Below are 18,828 nucleotides of genomic sequence, written 5' to 3'. Positions count from 1 at the left end.
CGGCTTGTCGGACGCGGCCACGGCCCTATAGTGCGCCCGATCCAGACACTTGGGGGACGCATGCAAGAGACACGCTACGACGTTGTCGGCATCGGCAATGCTATTGTCGACATCATCGGACGCTGTGACGACGATTTTCTGTCAAAGCAGGATCTGACCAAGGGTTTCATGCGGCTCATCGATGCCCATGAAGCCGATCGACTCTATGCGCTGATGGGACCGTCGATTGAACGCTCCGGTGGCTCGGCGGCAAACACGGTTGCGGGCCTGGCCTCGTTTGGCGGTCGCGCGGCGTTCATCGGCCGAGTTGCAGATGATCAGTTCGGCAAGGTGTTCTGGCATGATGTCCGCTCCGCTGGCGTTGCCTTCGAGACCGGGCCTGCGGTCAGCGGTCTGCCCACGGCCGTGTGCCTCATCCTGGTGACACCGGATGGCGAGCGCACGATGAACACCTTCCTGGGCGCCAGCACTGAGCTAAGCGCCGCCGAAGTCGATCCAGCGCTGATCGAGGCTTCGAAGGTGACCTACCTTGAAGGCTATCTGTTCGATAAGCCCGAGGCGAAGGAAGCTTTTTACAAGGCTGCGGAAATTGCCGCGAAGGCAGGCCGCAAGACCGCGCTGTCGCTGTCGGACGCCTTCTGCGTCGATCGCCATCGCGCCGACTTCCGCCGTCTGGTGAAGGACGGCATCGATATCCTGTTCGCCAACGAGACCGAGATCACCGCGCTTTACGAAGTGAACAGCTTCGATGAAGCAGTGGCTGCGGTACGCGGCGAATGCGAGATCGCGGTGCTGACGCGCTCGGAAGCGGGTTCGCTGATCGTGACCGGCTCTGACACCGTGGAAGTGCGGCCGATGAAGGTTGAGAAGGTGGTGGATGCCACCGGCGCCGGCGACCTCTACGCGGCGGGCTTCCTCTATGGCTACACGCGCGGGCTGAAGCTATCGGACTGCGGACGTCTGGGCAGCCTCGCGGCATCGGAAGTGATCAGCCATATCGGCGCCCGGCCGGAGCGCGCGCTTTCCGTGATCGCCAAGCAGGAAGGGCTGATCGCCGACTGAGGATGACTGAGAGCAGGGGGGCCCGCATTGGCCCGATGCCCGCAAGGGGCGATCCCACCCGACCAACATGACAATCAGCGGCGTCCATCATAACGATGGGCGCCGCTTTCGTTTTCGCTCGGCGGCCGGCTCCCGGAACGGGAGTCGCCGAGCGCTATAAGAAGTGGCGTGGATCCCGACCTGCGTCGGGATGACGGTGCGGGAGGCGAGCGGGGCAGCACGCACCAATCAGCGCTGGCGGCCGGCTGGGCGGAGCACGGTCGCCAGCGCTACCTAAAAGGACGGCGCGACATACAATGCGTGTTGGCATTTGCGCCACAATTGCAGCCGATTGCGCCTCAATCTTTCCAGACTGGTTTCATTGGCTCTGGCAATCCTCTGACTTTCCAGCATTATCGCAAAAGAGATCTGTTCCGGGCGATATGGGTCGATCAAAATCGATATGACCGATTGCAAGCTGACAATGCAGAAGTGTTTCACGCGCACGGCGGGCAGCTTGCCAGCAGCGGACACGTGGAACAGGGGCCAGCGCAACGCCCGCGACGGGCAGGCAGCGTCCCAGCCGATCCCTCTGCACCGGATCATCCCTGACAACAGAACATTCCTCGATGCATGCCGGCGCACGATTTCCCGTGCAGCCCTGCATCGTCGCGCGCGCCGGTTTGAAATCCTGCGCAACAAGCTTCAGGCGGCGTTGAGCACGCTGCCCGATGAGACTATCGCCACCCGAGCTGCTCCGGGGTTGCTGCGGCCGCCGCTGTCAGCAACGCACCACACCTTTGGCCGTGCATCTGGCCAGGTGACCGGACCCAGAGCATTTCAAATGGCGATAGAGCTGCGGACAGTGTTGAGCCCACTTCGTCCGCAACAACAGGCGGTTCAAAATACCCAGCCCGCTTTCAGCGCCTCCTGGGCTTCGAACATCGCGGCATCGACGCTGCGAGAACCGCAACCGCCGCATCAGCATTGAGCGGCATTCCCTGCACCTAGAGCGAATAGAGCGTTACCTTTAGGACCGTCTCCCCAGGCGGTCCTTTTTTATGGGGTATCGGATGCGCGGCATGGTCAGCGATGTGGTGATTGTCTGAGCCGGACGCGGCGTCAACTACAGCAGGCGACAACAGCGTTGCGTCACAGCTTGCGCAGCGCCACCGACTCGACGTGATGATCGGCCGCTTTGCGCAGAATGAGACGCGCGCGCTGGCGCGTGGGCAGAATGTTTTCTTCCAGGTTCTTCAGATTGATGCTGCGCCAGATCTGATTGGCGCGCTCAAGTGCGGCTTCCGGCGTAAGGCTGGCGTACTTATGGAAATAGGCACCGGGATCGCGGAAAGCCGTGCTGCGCAGACGCATGAAACGTGCGGCATACCATTCGCCGATTATCGCCGGATCGGCATCGATATAGATCGAGAAATCGAAGAAATCCGAGACGAACGGAATGGCCTCGCCGCCGCGTGGCAGGCGTGCGGGCTGCAGAACATTCAGCCCCTCGACGATCAGAATGTCCGGGCTTTCGATGACGACCTTCTGATCGGGCAGGATGTCATAATGGAAGTGCGAATAGACCGGAGCCTCGACGTACCTCACGCCCGCTTTCACGCTGGCGAGGAAGTTCAGAAGGCGCGCGCTATCGAAGCTCTCCGGGAAGCCCTTGCGGTCCATCAGGCCGCGCCGCTCCAGCTCGGCGTTGGGCAGCAGAAAACCGTCGGTGGTGATCTGCTCGACGCGGCGATGATCCGGCCAGCGGGCCAGCAACGCCTTCAGCACGCGCGCGGTGGTGCTTTTGCCGACCGCAACCGATCCACTGACACCGATGATGAACGGCGCTTTGCCGTCGGTGGTGCGACCCAAAAACTTGGATGAGACGGCATCGAGCTGCTGTGAGGCGGCGACGTAAAGGTTCAGCAGGCGCGACAGCGGCAGATAGATCTGCTCGACCTCTTCGACGGACAGCTCTTCGATCAGACCGGAGAGCTGCTCCAGCTCGCTCTCCTTCAGCGTCATCGGCGTATCGGCACGCAGGCGCGCCCACTCCTCGCGGTTGAACACGCGGTAGGGTGAGAATTCGATTTTGCCGGCGTTGTGCATGGGCTGGGTTCGGCACGCGCGCAAGCGACTGATGCGAGCGCTCAGCTGCTTGCTCGTCCCGCCTTCTCCTGGAGGCCAGAAATGCCCTGACGGTTGGCCAGAACGGCAAGCACGTCGGCGATGGCGACGTTGCGGGATTCCAGCAGAACCAGCAGATGATAGAGCAGGTCGGCGGCTTCGCCTTTCAGCGCATCGTCGGATTCCGACGTGGCCGCAATGACGACCTCAACCGCTTCCTCGCCAAGCTTTTTGGCGCACCGCTGCGGCCCCGCGTCCAGAAGCTGGCGCGTGTAGGAACTGCCCGAATCCGCAGAGCGGCGGGCGCTGATCGTTGCTGCAAGTTGCTGCAGCACATCGCTCATTGAGCCGCTCATGGGGCAATCCTCAACGGACGCAATGGGTTATCCTGTCGGCGAAATGCAACAAGGGCGCGGCCACGTCAAGTGGTTCGCGCCCTTTTGTCAAAGCCTGTCGGCTCCAGCTAACCCCTCAAGCGCCGCCAAGGCGCTGCCGGATATAGTCGAGCTGGTCGAAATTACCGAACTTGATGATGAGGTTGCCGCTTTCGCCCGAGCCACGCTTGATCTCAACCTTGAGACCGAGGGCGTTTGAAAGATCGCGCTCGAAAGCCTTGGTGTCGGGGTCTTTTTCACGGGCAACGCGCGGAACCGCGCCACCGGCAGGCACGACTTCACCGCCTCCCTGCACCAGCGCCTCGACCTCGCGCACGTTGAGGTTCTGCTCAACGATGCGCTGCGCCAGACCTTCAGCGTCGTCGCGGCCAATCAGAGCGCGGGCATGCCCAGCCGTGAGGCGGCCATCCTGTACCATGGTCTGGACGCCATCCGGCAGCTTCAGCAAGCGCAGCGTGTTGGCAACGTGGCTGCGCGACTTGCCGATGATCTCGGACAGCTTCTCCTGACTGTAGGCGAAGCGCTCGATCAGCTCGCGATAACCAGCGGCTTCCTCGATCGCGTTCAAGTCCGCGCGCTGGACGTTCTCAATGATCGCGAGTTCGAGAACTTCCTGATCGGTAAGATCGCGAACGATCACCGGAACCGTATGCAGGCCAGCCTTCTGTGCCGCGCGCCAACGGCGCTCACCGGCAACGATCTCATAGCCACCGCCGTCGGCCATGCGGACGATGATCGGCTGCACCAGACCCTTGGCTTTGATCGATTCCGTCAGCTCGGCAAGATCTTCCTCACGGAACTCCTTGCGCGGGTTGAGCTTGCTTGAGCGCACATCGACAGTCGGCACCATGCGCTGCTGCCCTTCGGGCGGAAGCGGCGCGCTGCCGGGCGTCGGCTCCTTCATCAGAGCTGCTAATCCGCGTCCGAGGCGGCTGGGAAGGGGGGCGTTCATGATCCCTCTTAGGCGGTTAGGTTAAGCGGCCTTGTTACGGCCTTCGCGCTCGATGATCTCGGTGGCAAGCCGGATGTAAGCCTGGCTGCCCGCGCAATCGAAGTCGTAGAGCAGGATCGGCTTGCCGTGCGACGGCGCCTCGGCCACCCGCGTGTTGCGCGGAATGATGGTCTCGTAGACCTTGGGACCGAAGAACGCCCGGACGTTGTCCGCCACTTCACGTGACAGCGTGGTGCGCGCGTCGTGCATCGTCAGCACCACGCCCTGGATTTCGAGCGACGGGTTGAGCGTGGCGCGGATCTGGTCGATCGATTCCTTGAGCTGGGAGATACCTTCCAGCGCGAAGAACTCGCATTGTACTGGCACCAAAACCGCATTTGCCGCCGAAAGCGCGTTAAGCGTCAACAGGTTGAGCGACGGCGGACAGTCGATGAGGATGTATTTGAACTGCTGATCCGGCGGCAGATTGCGCTGACGGGCGCCGAGCGCCGCTACAGCGTCACGCAACTTGTAGGGCCGGTTGGCGTCGGTCAGCGTGCTTTCGACGCCCACGAGATCGGAGTTTGCGGGAACCACATAAAGGCCGGGCACCGCTGTCGCCAGCGCACACTCGACCAGCCCCAGCCCGCCGGTAAGCACATCAAACGCCGTCCGGGGCCGGCTATCGACATCGATGCCAAGCCCGGTGGAAGCGTTGCCCTGCGGATCAAGATCTATAATGAGAACGCGCTCGCCGATTGAGGCCAGCGCCGTGCCGAGATTGATTGCCGTGGTCGTCTTGCCGACGCCGCCCTTCTGATTGGCTACCGCCAATGTGCGGGGCTCACCTGGTCGCGTCGCGCCCATCGCCACTACTCCTCTCTTTCGACCTCCAACGCCTTTATCGCGACTATTCTCCCGCCAGCATCGGTCAAGCTTGGCTCCAGCGTCGCGTCAAACGTCCACCGCCTTCTTGCTGCCGCTACTTCGGCCTCAGCTTCGCGACCCTTCAAAAACAGCGCCACCGTGTGGGCTGAGAATGCAGGTGCGGCAAGTTCCAGCAAGCGCGGCAAGGGTGCCAGCGCGCGCGCAGTGATAACGTCGACGCCTCCAAGCTTAGATTGAAGTCGCGGCTTTCTCGATTCGCTCCGCGCGGATGTCCACAGCTGCGCTGCAGCGACGGCCCACTTCGCGGAGGAATGCTGCCTTTCGGGTATCACTTTCGACCATGGTGACCTGCGCGCCAGGCCGTTTGGCCAGCATTATGGCCAAAACCATGCCGGGGAAGCCGGCGCCGGAGCCAAGATCCAGCCAATTGGTGGCGTTTTCCGGCGCGAAGCGGAAAAGCTGGGCGGAATCGGCGAAATGGCGCGACCAGACCTGATCCAACGTGCTGGGGGCGACAAGGTTAATGGTCCGTTGCCACTGCCGGAGCAGGGCCTCGTAGGTCAGAAGTTTATCAATCGTTTCACGTGAAACGTCGAAAAGGCGGGCGAAATCCTGCGGACCGGCCACTGATTCTGATCGCGAGTGTTCGCCCATCAGGCAGATTTCCGGGTTTTGGCGGCCTGGGCTTTGATCTGTGCCAGCAGCAGCAGAAGCGCGGCGGGGGTGATGCCGTCAATGCGGGCCGCCTGGGCGATGGTGGCGGGGCGATTACGCTCCAACTTCTGGCGCACCTCGGCGGAAAGGCCTGGCAGGGCAGCGAAATCGAAGCCTTCAGGGATCGCGAGGGCCTCGTCACGGCGCAGGGCGGCGACATCCTGCTCCTGACGGTTCACATAGGACGCGTAGCGGGCATCGACGTAAACCTGCTCGGCGATGGCGGGCGCGATCTCGCCTATCTGCGGCCAGATGGCGGCAAGGCGCTGAATATCGACATCCGGCAGGGCCAGCAGATCAAAGGCTGAGCGGCGGCGGCCATCACGGTTAACGTCAAGGCCGTGGCGACCGGCTTCATTGGGCGTGAGCGACAATTCCCGCAAAAGCTGGGTTGCGTCAGCCAAGGCGACGGATTTGGCCTCAAAGGCGATTCGTCTTGTTTCGCCAACACAACCGATTGCGCCGCCAAGGGGCGTCAGACGCTGATCGGCATTGTCGGCGCGCAGCCGCAGCCGGTATTCGGCGCGGGAAGTGAACATACGATAGGGCTCAGTGACGCCACGGGTGACGAGGTCATCGACCATGACGCCGAGATAGCCATCGGCGCGGGAAACGCCGAATTCAGGGTCGCCGCCACCGGCCAGCAGCGCAGCGTTTATGCCGGCCAGCAGGCCTTGCGCGCCCGCTTCCTCATATCCGGTGGTACCGTTGATCTGACCGGCCAGAAACAGGCCCGGCAGCCGTTTCACGTGAAGCGCGGGGCTCAGCTCGCGGGGATCGACGTAATCGTATTCGATCGCGTAGCCGGGGCGCTTGATGACGACATTGGCCAGCCCCGGCATGGTGCGGATGAAGGCGTCCTGCACATCGGCCGGCAGCGAGGACGAAATGCCGTTGGGATAGACGGTGTCGTCGTCCAGCCCCTCCGGCTCCAGGAAGATCTGGTGGTTATCGCGGCTGGCAAAGCGGACCACCTTATCCTCGATGGACGGGCAATAGCGCGGTCCAGTGGACGAAATCCGGCCGCCATACATCGCCGAGCGCTCAAGATTGGCGCGGATAATGGCGTGGGTGGCCTCAGTGGTGCGGGTGATGGCGCAAGTCACCTGCGGGGTGGTGATGCGTTCGGTCAGGAAGGAAAACGGCACCGGCGGGTCGTCCGCGGCCTGCTGTTCCAGGCTATCCCAGTCGATGGAAGCCTTGGAAAGACGAGCCGGAGTACCGGTTTTGAGGCGACCGAGTTGCAGGCCCAAGCCATATAGACGCTCGGAAAGCTTGAGCGCGGGGGCTTCTCCGGCGCGGCCAGCGGGATATTGCTCCTCGCCAAGGTGGATCAGACCGTTGAGGAACGTGCCGGTGGTTAGAACCACAGCGCCAGCGGCCAGCGAGCGGCCATCGCGGGTTACGACACCGCAAACACGGCCATTGGTGACGATCAGATCCTCGACGCCACCTTCGATCACCTCAAGATTTGCGGTCTCGCGGATGGCCGTCTGCATGGCCTGGCGGTAGATTTTGCGGTCCGCCTGCGTGCGCGGGCCCTGAACGGCGGGGCCTTTGGAGCGGTTCAGAAGGCGGAACTGAATTCCGGCCTGATCCGCGACCCGGCCCATCAGCCCGTCCAGCGCATCGATCTCACGCACCAGGTGGCCTTTACCGAGCCCACCGATGGCCGGATTGCAGGACATTTCGCCGATAGTGTCGAACCGGTGGGTGACGAGCGCGGTGCGCGCGCCCATGCGCGCTGCGGCGGCCGCGGCTTCGCAACCGGCATGGCCTCCGCCCACCACGATCACGTCGAATCTGGCGTCAGTCATCGCTTTGAACCTGATATTCGGCCGATGATCGGAGGCTGGCGACCTATTCGCAGCTCTGGATCAGGCGGCACAGCGGAAAAAGCCACAGACGGCGCGAATCGTCAAAGGGGCGGAACGCCCGCCGAGCTGGCACCGGAATGGTAAACGAATCGTTTCACGTGAAACAACGCAACTACTTGCCAATGCAGAATCGCGAAAAAATCTGGCCGAGAATGTCTTCGACGTCGACGCGGCCGGTAATGCGGCCCAGCGCCTGAACGGCCATTCGCAAGTCTTCGGCGCGCAATTCGTGCTGGTCGGCGTCGCCCGCGAGGAAGCTGGCGAGGGCCTGAGCGCAGTGGTTCAGGCTTTCGCGGTGGCGCTCGCGGGTGAGGGCCGGGGTGGTCTGGTCGCCTATACGCTGCCCGGCGACGGCAGCAATGCGCTCGATGAGGGCGTTGAGGCCATTGCCGGTGCGGACCGAAATCGCGAGATCGGCGGCGAAAGGCAAAGGCGGCGCGTCGGCAGAAGCGGCGGGCAGTAGATCGATCTTGGTCGCGACGGTGAGGCTTTGCGCCGGGTCGCGGTGGGCGACTTCAGCAGGCATTGCGGGCAGCGGCTCGCGAGCATCGGCAAGCCAGAGGACGAGATCGGCCTCCCGGACATGCTCGAGCGACCGGCGAATGCCTTCGCGCTCGATAGCGCCGGAAGCCTCTCGGATGCCGGCGGTGTCGGTGACGATGACGGGCAGGCCGCCGAGGTCCAGACGCACCTCGATGGCGTCGCGGGTGGTGCCTGCTTCGTCGGATACGATGGCGGCGTCGCGGCGCGCGAGGGCGTTCAGAAGGCTGGATTTGCCCGCATTCGGCGCGCCCGCCAGCACGACGCGAAAGCCATCGCGCAAAATTTCGCCGCGATGGCCGTCATCCAGATGGGCCTGAATGTCCGGCAGAACTTCGGCAACAATGGTGCGGGCGCGGGCGAAGGCGTCGTCGGCGACATCGGCTTCGTCGGAGAAATCGATAGCGGCTTCGGCCAGTGCGCTGGCCTCGATGAGTAAGCCGCGCCAGCCCTCGTAGAGCTTCGAAAGCGCACCCTGCGCCTGTGCCAGCGCCTGTTTGCGCTGTGCTTCGGTGTCGGCGGCGATTAGATCGGCCAGACCCTCCACCTGCGCCAGATCTATCTTGCCGTTGCGGAAGGCGCGGATCGTGAACTCGCCTGCCTCGGCCATACGGCAGCCGGGAAAGCGGCCCAGCGCCTCTAAAACTGCGCTTACGATGGCCGGGCTGCCGTGCAAATGCAGCTCCGCCATGTCTTCGCCGGTCTCGGTGCGGGGGCCCTGGAGCCAGAGCACGAGCGCATCATCCAGGACATCGCCGCTCTGATGGTGACGGATGCGGCGCAGTACTGCGCGACGGGTGTCACCACGCGGTGGTGCCATCCGATCGACAACCTCACCAGCGGCAGGACCACTGATGCGCACCACCGCCACGCCTGCCCTTCCGGGCGCGCTGGAGAGTGCGAAGATGGTGTCGGCCTTAGGCATGAAAAACCCGTGGTGCTGGCGGCATCGTGATGTGCAGTTGCGGCCATCCCGGCTTAGAATCGAATGGCATCGGCGGATTAAGCGCCCATCTACCCCTTGAAGGTTAAGGAGGGCCGCATGAGCGAAAACCGCCTGAACAAAGAAACAAGCCCCTATCTCCTGCAGCACAAGGACAACCCCGTCCACTGGTGGGCGTGGGGACCGGAAGCGCTGGAGGAATCCCGCCGCACCGGCAAGCCGATCCTGCTGTCGGTGGGCTATGCCGCCTGCCACTGGTGCCATGTGATGGCGCACGAGAGCTTCGAGGATGAAGCGACGGCCGCGGTGATGAACGAGCTGTTCGTCAACATCAAGGTGGACCGCGAAGAGCGCCCGGACATCGACGCCATCTATATGGGCGCGCTGCACGCCCTGGGAGAGCAGGGCGGCTGGCCGCTAACGATGTTTCTCGACAGCGGTGCGCGGCCGGTGTGGGGCGGCACGTATTTCCCCAACACAGCGCGGTTTGGCCGACCGGCGTTCGTAGATGTGCTGCGTCAGGTGGCAAACGTATTCCGCAACGAGCCGGAGAAGGTGGCCGAGAACGCGCGCGCGCTGACCGCCGCCGTGGGTCAGCCGAAGCCGGCCAGCGCTGCTCCCGCGATCGACGATCGGCTGCTGAAGGATCTGACCCAGCGCCTGGTACCCGCCGTCGATTCGGTGCGCGGCGGTCTGCAGGGCGCGCCCAAGTTTCCGCAGTGGAGCATCTTCTGGCTGCTGTGGCGCGGCGGCATTCGCTATGACCACGCGCCTGCGCGCAACGCCGTAGTGCTGACGCTCGACAACATCTGTCAGGGCGGCATCTACGATCACCTCGGCGGCGGCTTCGCGCGCTATTCCGTCGATGAGCGCTGGCTGGTGCCGCACTTCGAGAAGATGCTGTACGACAACGCGCTGCTGATCGACCTGATGACGGAAGTCTATCGGGAGACGGGATCGCCGCTGTATCGCGCCCGCGTGGCGGAAACGGTGGCGTGGCTTGAGCGCGAGATGATCGCGGGGGGCGGCGGGTTGGCGGCATCGCTCGATGCGGATTCAGAAGGCGAGGAAGGCAAGTTCTACGTCTGGTCGCTGGATGAAGTGCTGAATGTGCTGGGCGATGAGGACGGACGCTTCTTTGCCGAAATCTACGACGTGACGGCCGACGGAAATTTCGAAGGCCACAACATCCTCAACCGGCTCGGCAGCATGGCGCTGCGCAGCGACGCCGACGAGCAGCGGCTGGCGGATCTGCGCGCGAAGCTGATGGCGGTGCGCAATGGACGCGTGCGCCCCGGCTGGGATGACAAGGTTCTGGCCGATTGGAACGGCCTGATGATCGCGGCGCTGGCCCGCGCGTCGTTCGTGTTCGATCAACCACTCTGGCTGGATATGGCCAAGAAGGCGTTCGATTTCATCGTGACGCACATGCAACGCGATGGCCGGTTGCAACACTCGTGGCGCGCCGGCATCGCCAAAGCGCCGGCAACCGCATCCGACTACGCCAACATGATCTGGGGCGCGATGCGGCTGTTTGAGGTGACCGGCGAGCGGCGCTACTTCGATCAGGCCGCTGCGTGGGCAGATGTGCTGGACCGCCATTACTGGCTCAGCGAGCAGGGCGGCTATGCAACCTCAGCCGACGATACGCGCGATGTGATCCTTCGGCTGAAGCCCGGCACCGATGATGCGACACCGAATGCCAATGCAATCATGCTGGCCAATCTTATTGCTTTGGCAACCATAAGCGGTGAACAGCGCTACTTCGCGCGCGCCGAGGCGTTGCTGGCCACATATGCAGGAGATATCGGGCGCAGTGTGGTTGCACACACAGGGCTACTGGCGAGCACATTCGATTTGATAAGCCCGCAGCAAGTCGTTGTCGCGGGCCAGCATCTCCAAGGTGGCGTGGAACTGATGGAGGTCATCAGAAGTATTTCTTTGCCCGGCGCAATGCAGTACGCTTTTTGTGGCGACGCAGACGGCTCGGATTTGCCCGGCCTTCGCGACAAGAGTGCCAATAACTCAAGAGCAACGGCTTATGTGTGCCTTGGCCCGCAGTGTTCACCTGCGCTGACCGAGCCCATGGAAGTTGCAAAGATGCTGAAACAGCAGCGAAGTCTGTAAAGAACAATCCGCCCGGAGGCCGCCTGATTGGCGGTGACCGATGGAGGCCCGGCTAGTTCAGTGTCCGTTACCTCCGTTATGCCAGAGGCTCTGCCTCGCCTGTTGACCGGAGACAATGATGTCAGCACTCCGCGCTATCGTCCGATACGGTTATGCGCCCTTCATGATGCTGGGCCTTATCGGTGCCGCGTACTGGGTTGTTACTGAACTTGTGATCGCCCGCGATAACGTCTGGGCCTATCTGTGGCTCGCACCGCTGCTTGGCCTTGCCTATGCGGTTGCCTTCGCCTCAGAAAAGATCGCGCCGTTCTTTGATGAGTGGAACGATCACGACGCCCACGGCGACGTGCCGACCAACTTCATCCATCTCATTGTTTATGAGATGCAGAGCATCAACGGCGTGCTGCTGATCCCGCTGATCGTCTGGCTGTTTCCGTTCAACGCCGAGATCTGGCCCAATCAATGGCCGCTGTGGGCTCAGCTGCTGATGGCCTACCTGATCTCCGACTTCGTGTTCATGATCATGCACTACCTGAGCCATCGCTTTCCGGTGCTCTGGCGTCTGCATGCCGTGCATCACGGGGTCGGGCGGCTGTACGGCTTTAACGGCGTGATGCGCCATCCTGCTCACCAGGCGCTTGATATGATCGTTGGCAGCATGCCGCTGGTGATCATGGGCATGCCGATCCCGGTGGCCGTGCTACTTGGCTTCGCGATTTCGATTACGCTGATCGTGCAACACTCGAACGTGGACGCGCGGCTTGGCCCGCTTCAGAAGCACTTCTCGATCGGCCGCATTCATCACCTGCATCAGGTGAACTGGGGCACCGAGGGCGACTGCAACTTCGGCCTGCTGCTGGACGTGCTGGGACCGGATGCTGGGCACGTTCCACGAGGAAACCTGCCACGTGAGATCAAGGCCAGCGATCTTGGTCGTCGATGAGATTCCGAACTTCCCGAAGAGCTACATAGAGCAGTTCCTGCTACCGCTGGTTTACGAGCCGGGGCAGGGTGAGCCGGAGCGCTACAAGAAGGCGGCTCAGGAGACACCGGCGCAGGAAGCACGCCGGTTGGTGAACCCTGCGGAATAGAACAGCGGGCGCGGGTCCGCTGAGTCGGTGGCCGATCCACAAATAACGCTGTTACAACTCAAAGCCCCTGCCCAACGGCGGGGGCTTTTTGTTTTGGGATTGCAGCGGGGTGGTTTGGGAAGGGACAGCTGTGGCGCAATGGTTCGGCAGGGCGGTCGGGTAAGAGGCCGGTGCGACGGCAGCAGAACTGAAGAAACTGTTACACGTGAAACATCATATGATTCATAGTGATGTAGCGCAGTGCTAAGTCTTGAAATGAAGACTTGTGGAGCGCGTGGCCTTTGCCGCCTTGGCTTTGCCTGCGGCAACTTCAGAAGTGATGGGCTGTGTCGACGCGCCTGCCCGCGCGGCCTCCCTGAATGGAGGACGGCCGCTCAGTAACGGCTGACGCCACCATCCCACGGCGACTGCTGCGAATGCGGGTCAGGCCCCTGCCGCATGAGATAGGCTTCGATTTCACCGCCACTGCCACCGCCCGCGGGCGGTCCGGCATAACGCTGCTCGCTGCGGCGCATATCCGCCATCATGCGGTCGTCGTCCTTGTAGGCGCGGTGGCGCGCTGCCGATTCAGCCGACCAGGGTGCAGCTTTACACGTGCAGCCGGAGACGAGCTGCTTGCGATAGAGAAACGCGTTGCGCTCCTGCACGTAGGGACGACCGGCGAGGTCAACCATCGTTTCGGGACTGCCGCCCGGCACGGGGTAATAGTAGAGACGCGCTTCGCTGGTGCAGCGGGATTCGCACGCGCGCGCATCCTGATGCAGCCGCTCGCGGCCGACGCCATCACCGATGGGGAAATAGAAGCCGTCGCAGGTGCGGACGCACAGGGTGCGATAACGCCCGTTGTCCGTGGGCCAGTTGCCGCCGCCGTAGCTGTAGTGGTCGTAGCTGCGATCGTAGCCATCGCCCTGGCCGCTGTAGCCGTAGTTATAGGTGGGTGGATTGATGTTGCGCTCGACCTGACGCTGCCCCCAGCCGAGCAGCTTGGAGAAGAAGCCTTCGGCCTGCGCGGGCCACACCGACGGCAGCCGCGCCCGTTAGCGCCATGAGCGCCATCAACCCAAAACGAAAAACCCGCATCGAACGCAACGCCCCACCCAAAAACACTCAGCGGTCAGCATCGCCCCCATATGGCAAATAATTTCTGAACGACGGTTCCGATCTGCTGCATGAGGTTAATGCGGGGCAGGGGGAAAGGGTTATCTTCTGGCGCTCGGCGACTCCCCTGCGGGGAGTTTTAGGTAGCGCTGGCGACTGTGCTCCGCACAGCCGGCCGCCAGCGCTGATTGATGCGCTGCGCCGCTCGCCTCCCACACCGTCATCCCGACGCAGGTCGGAAACCACGTCAGCTTTTTATGGCGCTCGGCGACTCCCGTTCCGGGAGCCGGCCGCCGAGCACGTAGGAATCCTTCCAGGGGCAGGGGCAGGGGCAGGGGCAGGGGCAGGGGCAGGGGCAGGGGCAGGGGCAGGGGCAGGGGCAGGGGCAGGGGCAGGGGCAGGGGCAGGCAAAAACTGCTTCGCTCCGCTGATGGTTTCAATCCCGAACGGTAGCCGGAACGGTAGCCGGAACGGTAGCCGGAACGGTAGCCGGAACATATCCAATATAGTTGGATTCTATATTTTATCGATAAATCAGTTTGTTATTGTGTTATGTTAATGTTATTTATCAGGTTTTGAGCACGACCTTGCCCACCGCCTCACGACGATCGATGACGCCCAGCGCATCGCGAATGCTCGCCAGCGGGAATGTGCCGTGGATGCGTGGCGCGAGCTTGCCTTCGGCCACCCACTGCAACACCTGACGCATGTTCTCGCGGTGTCCGGCGGGATCGCGCTTCACCGCTTCGCTCCAGAATACGCCGATGGCATCGCAGCCCTTCAGCAGCAGCAGGTTGAGCGGGATCTTGGGGATGTCGCCCGACGCAAAGCCGATGACGAGGAAGCGCCCCTGCCAGGCCATGGCGCGCAATGCGGCTTCGGCGCTGTCGCCACCGACGCAATCGTAGACAACGTCAACGCCACGGCCGCCGGTCAGCGCCTTGAGACCGTCTTTCAGGTCACGGCCGGCATAGTCGACCGCATCGTCGGCGCCGTGCGCGCGGGCTACGGCGAGCTTTTCCTCTGACGAGGCCACGGCGATGACGCGGGCGCCCATCAGTTTGGCGATTTCGACTGCTGCCAGACCGGCGCCGCCCGCAGCACCAAGCACCGCAACGGTTTCGCCCGCCTGCAGATGGCCGCGATCCTTGAGGCCATGCATCGCGGTGCCATAGGTGACGGCGATGCCAGCAGCGCCCTCATCGGAAACGACTGCCGGGATGGCAACAAGCTGATCGGCCTGCGCAACGACCTGTTCGCGCGCGCCGCCCCAACCGACATAGGCGGCGACGCGATCACCAAGGGCAACGCCGCTGACGCCTTCGCCCAGCGCCTCGACCACGCCCGCGATTTCACCTCCGGGAGAGAACGGCAGCTCAGGCTTGAACTGGTATTTTCCGCGCGTGATGAGCGTGTCGAAGAAGTTGAGCGCCGCGGCCTTCACGCGGACCAGCACCTCGCCCGCACCGGGCTGTGGCGTCGGAATTTCTTCCACCGAGACGCCGGCGGGGCCATCGAGGCTCTTACAAAGGGCCGCTTTCATGTAAAACCTCTTGGCAGAACAGAAATTTCGATACTCGGGCGCGTGCACCCTGCGCGCCTTTTCGACCACGCCCCGCGTTGCACCGCAAGCGGGCGACAAGGGAAAATCAGCAATGACCAATCAGCCGGCCCCAAGCTGGTCGCATACCAACTGGCCACCGAAGGCGCGTGGCTATTTCGCTATCGGCGCGGAGCGAATGTCGAAGTCGCGCAACCTTGGCAACCTGATGCGCTCGGCGCACGGGTTTGGCGCCAGCTTCACGTTCACGGTGGGAGCGACATACAAGGCGCTGGAAGCATTTGCTGACACCTCCAAGAGCCAACTGCATCTTCCGCACTACAACTGGGCGGGCCTGGAAGAGCTGACGCTACCGCAGGGCTGCAAACTCGTCGGTATTGAACTGCTTGATAAAGCGATTGATTTACCCAGCTTCCGCCATCCTATGAAGGCAGCTTACGTGCTGGGTCCGGAGCAGGGTTCGCTTTCGGAACCGCTACTGGAGAAATGCGATTACGTGATCCGCATACCGACCAGTTTCTGCGTCAATGTTGCGATGGCGGGCGCAATCGTCATGTACGATCGCGTGCGGACGCTGGGGAAATTTGCCGACCGACCGGTGCGTGAGGGTGGCCCAAGAGAAACATCACAATAAAACATCGCGCAATGAGGCCATCTTCACGTCGAGAAGCGGGAGAAGATGGGGACAGGCGGATGACGCCGGACAGCAGGATGCATATGCTGACCTTATAATAAGCGCTTCGACTTTTGAGGAAGGGACCCAATGCGCACAACTATCGCATCGGCCATCGCAATTTTTGCGTTTGTCGGCACCGCCGCCGCACAAAATGTCGACCTCGTCGAAAAGCAGGGCGCCTGGAGCGTTTATGCCGACGCAGCGAAGGAAGTTTGCTTCATCGCATCGCAGCCGCAGGCAGTTGAACCACTGGGCGCCAATCGCGGTCCGATATTCTTCTACATTTCGGCCTGGCCCAAGGACGGTGTGAAAACCGAACCGAGCGTGAAAGTGGGTTATCCGGTCAACACCGATAAGGATATGTCGGTGACGGTCGGGTCGGACACCTTCAAGCTGTTCGTCAAAGGTGAGCGCGGGTTCGTTTCCGACGCCGCCGAAGAACAGCGACTGGTGGAAACCATGAAGAAGGGTTCGAACGCACTGGTGAAGGCAACCTCGGCGCGCGGCACCAACACCACCGACACCTATTCGCTGATGGGCATCACGGCAGCGCTGGACAAGCTGGCGGCAACCTGCCCCGGCAGCTAAGCGCAGCATCTGGCTGACGTGTTCGGCAATTGGCCGCGCAGAATGCTGTGCTGTTTTTGAAATTTGCGACGGGTAGTTTCACAACGGTAGAGCTGCCCGTTGTTTTATTGCGGTGTCTCCAGAAAGCACCCGTTTTCCGACAGGAAGCACGACAAAACAAACACCAAGAGCTGTCCCGAGATTCAAGAAACGCTGAAGGCTCTAGATATCCGGCATGCCGGGGCGGCGGCGCAGATGGACATAAAGCGCGCCCTCGCCACCGTGCCGGATAGCAGCGGTTGTGAAACCGATTATGAGCGGCGAGACATCGGGCTCGGCCAGCCAACGGGGAACATTCCGGCGCAGCACACCGCGCAAATCGCCGTCACCGTCGAAGCGCTCGTCATAGGCGGTTTTCACCGGCGCGCCCTTGCCCGTGATAACGAGCACCCAGCGCTTGCCGTCGCCATAGGCGCGATGCAGGAAGCGCAACAGTGCACTGTGCGCCTCGGCCTGACGCATGCCGTGCAGATCGATGCGGCCTTCGATTTCGATACGGCCGGAGGAAAGCTTGCGTGCCTTGCGGCGCTCCAGTTCCAGCGGTGATGGCCCCGGTGCGGGCAACGCTGGCGGACGCTTGATCAGGGTGTGAGGTGGTGAAGGTATGGTCGGCTTGGCGACGCGGACCATCTTGCCGGGCGGCGCTTTTTTGGCTGGCGCTGGAGCCGCATCTTTTTCCGGCGGCTCGTCTTCAGGGACGGCGGGGTGAAAGCGCTGCTTCTTGCCCTTGATGGGATTGATGCTTTGCGCCGTGTACTCCCACAGTGCGCGCTCTTCCGTTGTCAGACGCGCGGGATTTTTCTTGCCCCACGGGGATTTTTTCAGCGGGCGCTTTTCACTGTCGTCTGCCATTGCAGGTGCTCGCCGAACCTCAAACCCTGTCCGGCCACCGCTTCGGCAGCTACGGGTAGCAATACATAGAAGTTTCCGGCGTGCCGCGTGGTGCCAGCCAGTTTGCCGGCAGCCGTGCCAGAACCGAAATAGATGTCGCCTCGCTCCGCCCCTTTAATGGCAGAACCAACATCCTGTGCAACCATCAATCGATGGAAGCCATCATCCTTTTTTGCACCCTTAAGGCCCGGCACGGAAAGATAAATCGGCGTACCGAGCGCATGGTAGGCAGGGTCAACCGCCAAGCTGCGGCCCGGAGTCAGCTCCACCTGCATGGCACCCATCGGCCCTTCGCCGTCAGCCAGTTCGCGGAAAAACACATACGACTGGTTCTGCCACATGACCTTCTGGCCGCGTTCCTTGTCTTCGCGCAGCCATTTGCCCAGCGCCTGCATGGACATGCGATTGGCGGGCAGAATCTCGTTTTCGATCAGGTAGCGGCCGATGGATGAATAGGGGTGCCCGTTCTTGCCGTCGTAGTTGATCCGCACCGTAGTACCATCGGTGAGCTCGACACGGCCTGAGCCCTGAATGTGCATGAAGAAGGCTTCGACGGCGTCTTCCAGATACAGCAGCTCCAGACCCTTGCCATCCAGCGCGCCCTGCTCGATCTGGGCCCGGGTGGGATAGGCGGAGGTGCCTGACGACGTGCGGCGGACGTGGGTGAGACCATCCTGCTGCGAAGCGCGGTCGGCCTCATCGACCACATTCATCAGGTCGGTGGGGCGCTTATAGACCGGCGTTTGAAACTTGCCCTGGCGGGTGCGCGAGCCCTGCATGACCGGTTCATAATAGCCGGTGAGCAGGCCTTCGTTCTTGGTATGGACGACGCGGTGCGGCGCGAAATTGGCTTCAAAGAAGGCTTTGGCCGCCGCCTTGGTCGAGACGTCCGCCGATTGCGCCAGCCGGCAGGCGGAGGCCAGCACACTGCCCGGAACGCGGCATTGAGCTATCGCGCGGGTTGTCGGCCTTTCGGCCATGCGGATGGCATCGTCGCAGGATTTCACGAACGTCTTGAAAGCTTTGAGGTGATCGTCGGTTTCCCAGCCGATGAGGTCAGCAAAGGAAGCGGCCTCCAGCTTGGCTTCGGGTACCGAGTTGCGGGCGGCTTTCTTGCTCTTGCCGCTGGCGCTTTTCTTGGCTGGTGGGCTGGCGTCTTTGGCCATGGCGGTCTGCGCTATCGCTGCGGTCGTTGATGCGAGAATGCCGCCAACTAGCGCGACTGCGCAGGTGGCAGCCAGCATAGGCCATGGCGTGCGAACGACACGGAAAAAGCCGGATGCGCGATCACCGGACATGGT

General features: G+C 62.4%; 19 protein-coding genes. 7 read left to right on the top strand and 12 right to left on the bottom strand.

Annotation, left to right across the window (positions count from 1 at the left end; translation table 11 throughout):
• The first annotated feature begins 60 nt into the window (after nt 1-60).
• Both QEZ49_RS14335 and QEZ49_RS14330 read left to right on the top strand, forming a co-directional pair.
• Complete coding sequence (locus QEZ49_RS14335; RefSeq protein WP_280387920.1) at nt 61-1,062, top strand: adenosine kinase; 1,002 nt, start codon at nt 61-63, stop codon at nt 1,060-1,062.
• 463 nt (nt 1,063-1,525) lie between these two features.
• A complete protein-coding gene (locus QEZ49_RS14330; RefSeq protein WP_280387918.1) occupies nt 1,526-2,032 on the top strand; it encodes a hypothetical protein in 507 nt (168 codons plus the stop codon).
• Nucleotides 2,033-2,193: 161 nt separating this feature from the next.
• Here the strand turns inward: QEZ49_RS14330 and coaA are convergent, their stop codons facing one another.
• The 8 genes from coaA to mnmE form a co-directional block, all read right to left on the bottom strand.
• Nucleotides 2,194-3,150 carry a type I pantothenate kinase gene (gene coaA / locus QEZ49_RS14325; RefSeq protein ID WP_068462987.1) on the bottom strand — a complete coding sequence of 319 codons (957 nt, stop codon included), beginning with the start codon at nt 3,148-3,150 and terminating at the stop codon, nt 2,194-2,196.
• Nucleotides 3,151-3,191: 41 nt separating this feature from the next.
• A complete protein-coding gene (locus QEZ49_RS14320; RefSeq protein WP_157066782.1) occupies nt 3,192-3,512 on the bottom strand; it encodes a phosphoribosyl-ATP diphosphatase in 321 nt (106 codons plus the stop codon).
• Between the two features lie 127 nt (nt 3,513-3,639).
• The gene (locus tag QEZ49_RS14315) at nt 3,640-4,515 is read right to left on the bottom strand and encodes a ParB/RepB/Spo0J family partition protein (protein ID WP_280387916.1); all 876 of its coding nucleotides are present in this window, start codon (nt 4,513-4,515) and stop codon (nt 3,640-3,642) included.
• A gap of 21 nt (nt 4,516-4,536) precedes the next feature.
• Nucleotides 4,537-5,361, bottom strand: a complete 825-nt coding sequence (locus tag QEZ49_RS14310) for a ParA family protein (RefSeq protein WP_068462993.1) — start codon at nt 5,359-5,361, stop codon at nt 4,537-4,539.
• Between the two features lie 5 nt (nt 5,362-5,366).
• Entirely contained in the window at nt 5,367-5,714 is a 348-nt protein-coding gene (locus QEZ49_RS17290) for an RsmG family class I SAM-dependent methyltransferase (RefSeq protein WP_348534819.1), read from the bottom strand.
• Nucleotides 5,611-6,036, bottom strand: a complete 426-nt coding sequence (locus QEZ49_RS17285; protein WP_348534818.1) for a 16S rRNA (guanine(527)-N(7))-methyltransferase RsmG — start codon at nt 6,034-6,036, stop codon at nt 5,611-5,613. The genes QEZ49_RS17290 and QEZ49_RS17285 overlap by 104 nt, the downstream gene beginning before the upstream one ends.
• Entirely contained in the window at nt 6,036-7,913 is a 1,878-nt protein-coding gene (mnmG, locus tag QEZ49_RS14300; RefSeq protein WP_280387913.1) for a tRNA uridine-5-carboxymethylaminomethyl(34) synthesis enzyme MnmG, read from the bottom strand. The genes QEZ49_RS17285 and mnmG overlap by 1 nt, the downstream gene beginning before the upstream one ends.
• 172 nt (nt 7,914-8,085) lie before the next feature.
• Nucleotides 8,086-9,438 carry a tRNA uridine-5-carboxymethylaminomethyl(34) synthesis GTPase MnmE gene (gene mnmE / locus QEZ49_RS14295; RefSeq protein ID WP_280387910.1) on the bottom strand — a complete coding sequence of 451 codons (1,353 nt, stop codon included), beginning with the start codon at nt 9,436-9,438 and terminating at the stop codon, nt 8,086-8,088.
• Nucleotides 9,439-9,555: 117 nt separating this feature from the next.
• Here mnmE and QEZ49_RS14290 point away from each other — a divergent pair, with 117 nt between their 5' ends.
• From QEZ49_RS14290 to QEZ49_RS14280, 3 genes are all read left to right on the top strand, one after another.
• Nucleotides 9,556-11,583 carry a thioredoxin domain-containing protein gene (locus QEZ49_RS14290; RefSeq protein ID WP_280387909.1) on the top strand — a complete coding sequence of 676 codons (2,028 nt, stop codon included), beginning with the start codon at nt 9,556-9,558 and terminating at the stop codon, nt 11,581-11,583.
• Nucleotides 11,584-11,701: 118 nt separating this feature from the next.
• Nucleotides 11,702-12,526: a sterol desaturase family protein gene (locus tag QEZ49_RS14285; RefSeq protein ID WP_280387907.1), complete on the top strand. Its 825-nt coding sequence runs from the start codon at nt 11,702-11,704 to the stop codon at nt 12,524-12,526.
• Nucleotides 12,492-12,674: a hypothetical protein gene (locus tag QEZ49_RS14280; protein WP_280387905.1), complete on the top strand. Its 183-nt coding sequence runs from the start codon at nt 12,492-12,494 to the stop codon at nt 12,672-12,674. Before QEZ49_RS14285 ends, QEZ49_RS14280 begins: the two co-directional genes overlap by 35 nt.
• A 374-nt stretch (nt 12,675-13,048) precedes the next feature.
• On the opposite strand, the gene QEZ49_RS14275 is transcribed toward QEZ49_RS14280, so the two are convergent.
• Nucleotides 13,049-13,693, bottom strand: a complete 645-nt coding sequence (locus QEZ49_RS14275; RefSeq protein WP_280387903.1) for a DUF2865 domain-containing protein — start codon at nt 13,691-13,693, stop codon at nt 13,049-13,051.
• 647 nt (nt 13,694-14,340) lie between these two features.
• Complete coding sequence (locus QEZ49_RS14270; protein WP_280387902.1) at nt 14,341-15,315, bottom strand: NADPH:quinone oxidoreductase family protein; 975 nt, start codon at nt 15,313-15,315, stop codon at nt 14,341-14,343.
• 112 nt (nt 15,316-15,427) lie between these two features.
• Here QEZ49_RS14270 and QEZ49_RS14265 point away from each other — a divergent pair, with 112 nt between their 5' ends.
• Both QEZ49_RS14265 and QEZ49_RS14260 read left to right on the top strand, forming a co-directional pair.
• Entirely contained in the window at nt 15,428-15,967 is a 540-nt protein-coding gene (locus QEZ49_RS14265) for an RNA methyltransferase (protein ID WP_280387900.1), read from the top strand.
• Nucleotides 15,968-16,096: 129 nt separating this feature from the next.
• Entirely contained in the window at nt 16,097-16,597 is a 501-nt protein-coding gene (locus QEZ49_RS14260; protein ID WP_280387898.1) for an invasion associated locus B family protein, read from the top strand.
• Nucleotides 16,598-16,798: 201 nt separating this feature from the next.
• Here QEZ49_RS14260 and QEZ49_RS14255 read toward each other — a convergent pair whose 3' ends face one another.
• Together QEZ49_RS14255 and QEZ49_RS14250 are read right to left on the bottom strand one after the other, a co-directional pair.
• On the bottom strand, nt 16,799-17,488 hold the full coding sequence (locus QEZ49_RS14255; protein WP_280387896.1) for a Smr/MutS family protein: 690 nt from the start codon (nt 17,486-17,488) through the stop codon (nt 16,799-16,801).
• Nucleotides 17,458-18,825, bottom strand: coding sequence for an MltA domain-containing protein (locus QEZ49_RS14250; RefSeq protein WP_280387894.1), 1,368 nt, complete (start codon nt 18,823-18,825; stop codon nt 17,458-17,460). The genes QEZ49_RS14255 and QEZ49_RS14250 overlap by 31 nt, the downstream gene beginning before the upstream one ends.
• Between the last annotated feature and the right edge of the window lie 3 nt (nt 18,826-18,828).

The organism is Hyphomicrobium sp. D-2 (genome assembly GCF_029872155.1).
GTDB lineage: Bacteria > Pseudomonadota > Alphaproteobacteria > Rhizobiales > Hyphomicrobiaceae > Hyphomicrobium_A.
The sequence above is the reverse complement of the archived record's forward strand: the minus strand, read 5'-3'. Positions and strand labels throughout refer to the sequence as shown.